The sequence below is a fragment of the Mesorhizobium sp. M7A.F.Ca.CA.001.08.2.1 genome, from assembly GCF_003998455.1.
GTDB lineage: Bacteria > Pseudomonadota > Alphaproteobacteria > Rhizobiales > Rhizobiaceae > Mesorhizobium > Mesorhizobium ciceri.
Window position 1 is genome coordinate 1 of record NZ_RZPW01000889.1, and the last position, 2,316, is coordinate 2,316.

Genomic DNA, 2,316 nt, shown 5'->3' on the forward strand with positions numbered 1-2,316 from the left:
GACCAAGCTCGCCGACATCGAGGCGGCGGCCAAGGCCGAGGTGGCCGAGGCATTCGAGACCGCGCTGTCCGATCCCCTGCCCGAATTCTCGCTCGACGAGGCCTGCAACCCCTACAGCGAGGCACACTGACATGGCCATGATGCGGTATGCCGAAGCGCTCAATGCGGCACTGCGCGAAGAGATGCAGGCCGACCCTTCCGTTTTCGTCTTCGGCGAGGACATCGGCCGCTATGGCGGCGTCTTCAAGGTGACGAAGGGGCTGATGGAGGAATTCGGCGGAACGCGGGTGCGCGACACGCCGATCTCCGAACAGGCGCTGACCGCCATGGCCGTGACCGCCGCCATGACCGGCACGCGACCGGTGCTTGAAATCATGTATGCGGATTTCGTGCCGCTGACGCTCGATGCGCTGGTCAACCAGGCCTCGATCTACAATTACATCTGGAACGGCCAGGTCAAGATGCCGTTCGTGCTGCGTACGCAGGGCGGCGGCGGCGCCGGTGCCGGTGCGCAGCACTCCAAGTCGCTCGATTCCATGCTTGCCCACATACCCGGCATCAAGGTCGTTGCTCCTTCGACGCCCGCCGACGCCAAGGGCATGCTGAAGGCCGCGATCCGCGACGACCAGCCGGTGGTCTTCCTCGAACACAAGCTGCTCTACAACACCCGCGGCGAGGTGCCGGAAGGCGATGTGACCGTGCCGCTCGGCAAGGCGGCAACCCTGCGCGAAGGCAGCGATATCTCGATATTCGCCACCTCCAAGATGGTGGTCGAGGCCCTGAAAGCCGCGGATCTTCTCGCAGCCGACGGTGTTTCGACCGAGATCGTCGATCTCCGGTCGCTGCGCCCGCTGGATGTCAACGCCATCGTCGCCTCGATCGCGAAAACGCACCATGCCGTGGTGGTCAACGAGGGCTGGCGCTTTTGCGGCTACGCCGCCGAGCTTTCGGCAACGATCATGGATCACGCCTTCGACGAGCTCGACGCGCCGGTCGCGCGCGTCACGCTGCCGGACATGCCGATCCCCTATTCCGAGCCGCTGGAAACGGCGATGCTGCCAAGTGCCGAGAAGATCCGCGCCGCCGCGCTGAAGACGCTGAAGTGACGGAGGCGGCGGCGATGGCGACCCATCCGATCAGCATCGACAGCGCCGGCGGCGAATATATGGAAACCGTACTGGTGATCGCCTGGGCGATGAAATCGGGCGATCCGGTCAAGACCGGTGATCTTCTCGTCACCGTAGAGACAGCCAAGGCAGCAACCGAGATCGAAGCCGACCGCGACGGCTGGCTGGCCGAAATCTTCTTCGCCGAGGGACAGGAAGCGCCGGTAGGCGCCGTGCTCGGCACGATCGCGGACGAGAAACCGATGGCTGGCCAGCCAGCCTCGGTCGGGCCGGCGACAGCAGCCGCCGCGGCAGCCAATCCGCGCGAGCTTGTGGCTGACGAAGCCTCTTCCTCCATCCGGCAGCCTGGCAGCCGCCCGATCGCCAGCCCGCTGGCCCGGCGGCTTGCCGCTGCGGCCGGGCTCGACCTTGCCGCCATTTCGGGAAGCGGGCCGCGCGGACGAATCAAGAAGCGCGACATCGATGCCACCCTTGCCGCTCGCACGAACGAACAGGACGGTGCAGGCCAGCGGGCGCCAGCCGCAGTCCAGGCATCGCCTGTCGCCGCGCCGGCCCGGCAGACGGTGCCGGTGGTCCTCATCCACGGCTTCGGGGCGGATCGCTCCGTGTGGCGGCAGGTTGTCCCGTTGCTCGGGCCGGGGATCGAGACGATCAGCCTCGACTTGCCCGGCCATGGTACGGAAGCGGCAAGACCTGCAAGCAGCATCGAGGAGATCGCCTTCCTCCTCTCCGACCGGCTGGAGGGCATGGGCGTCGGCAATGCCCATCTCGTCGGCCATTCGCTCGGCGGCGCGGCGGCTCTGGCGCTCGCACGACTGGGCCGTTTTACGGTACGCTCTGTCACACTCCTTGCCCCTGGCGGGCTCGGCCCCGAGATCAATGCGGGCTTCCTTGCCGGGCTCGCCCGCGCAACAACCGTCCAGGCGCTTGAGCGATGGCTGGCGGTCATGGTCGGCGACCCCTCGGCCCTGCCGATCGGTTATGCGCAGGCCGCACTCAGACAGCTGGAAAAGACCGGCAATCGCGACGCGCTCACTGCGATGGCCGAAAGCCTGTTCCCGGACGGCACGCAGGGTTTCGATCTCGCGGGCGCGCTTGGCGAACTCGCCGTCCCGACGCGGCTCATCTGGGGCAGGCTCGATCGCGTCATCCCGGTCGCCCATGCGGCCCGCGCGCCGGGCTTCACTGC

General features: G+C 67.2%; 2 protein-coding genes. Both read left to right on the forward strand.

Features of this window, described 5'->3' with window-relative positions; all coding sequences use genetic code 11:
* Positions 1 to 131: 131 nt before the first annotated feature.
* On the forward strand, positions 132 to 1,106 hold the full coding sequence (locus tag EN914_RS32495) for an alpha-ketoacid dehydrogenase subunit beta (RefSeq protein ID WP_024503996.1): 975 nt from the start codon (positions 132 to 134) through the stop codon (positions 1,104 to 1,106).
* Between the two features lie 14 nt (positions 1,107 to 1,120).
* Positions 1,121 to 2,316 (forward strand): alpha/beta fold hydrolase (locus EN914_RS32500; protein WP_127389546.1); only part of this gene is annotated, 1,196 nt, incomplete at its 3' end.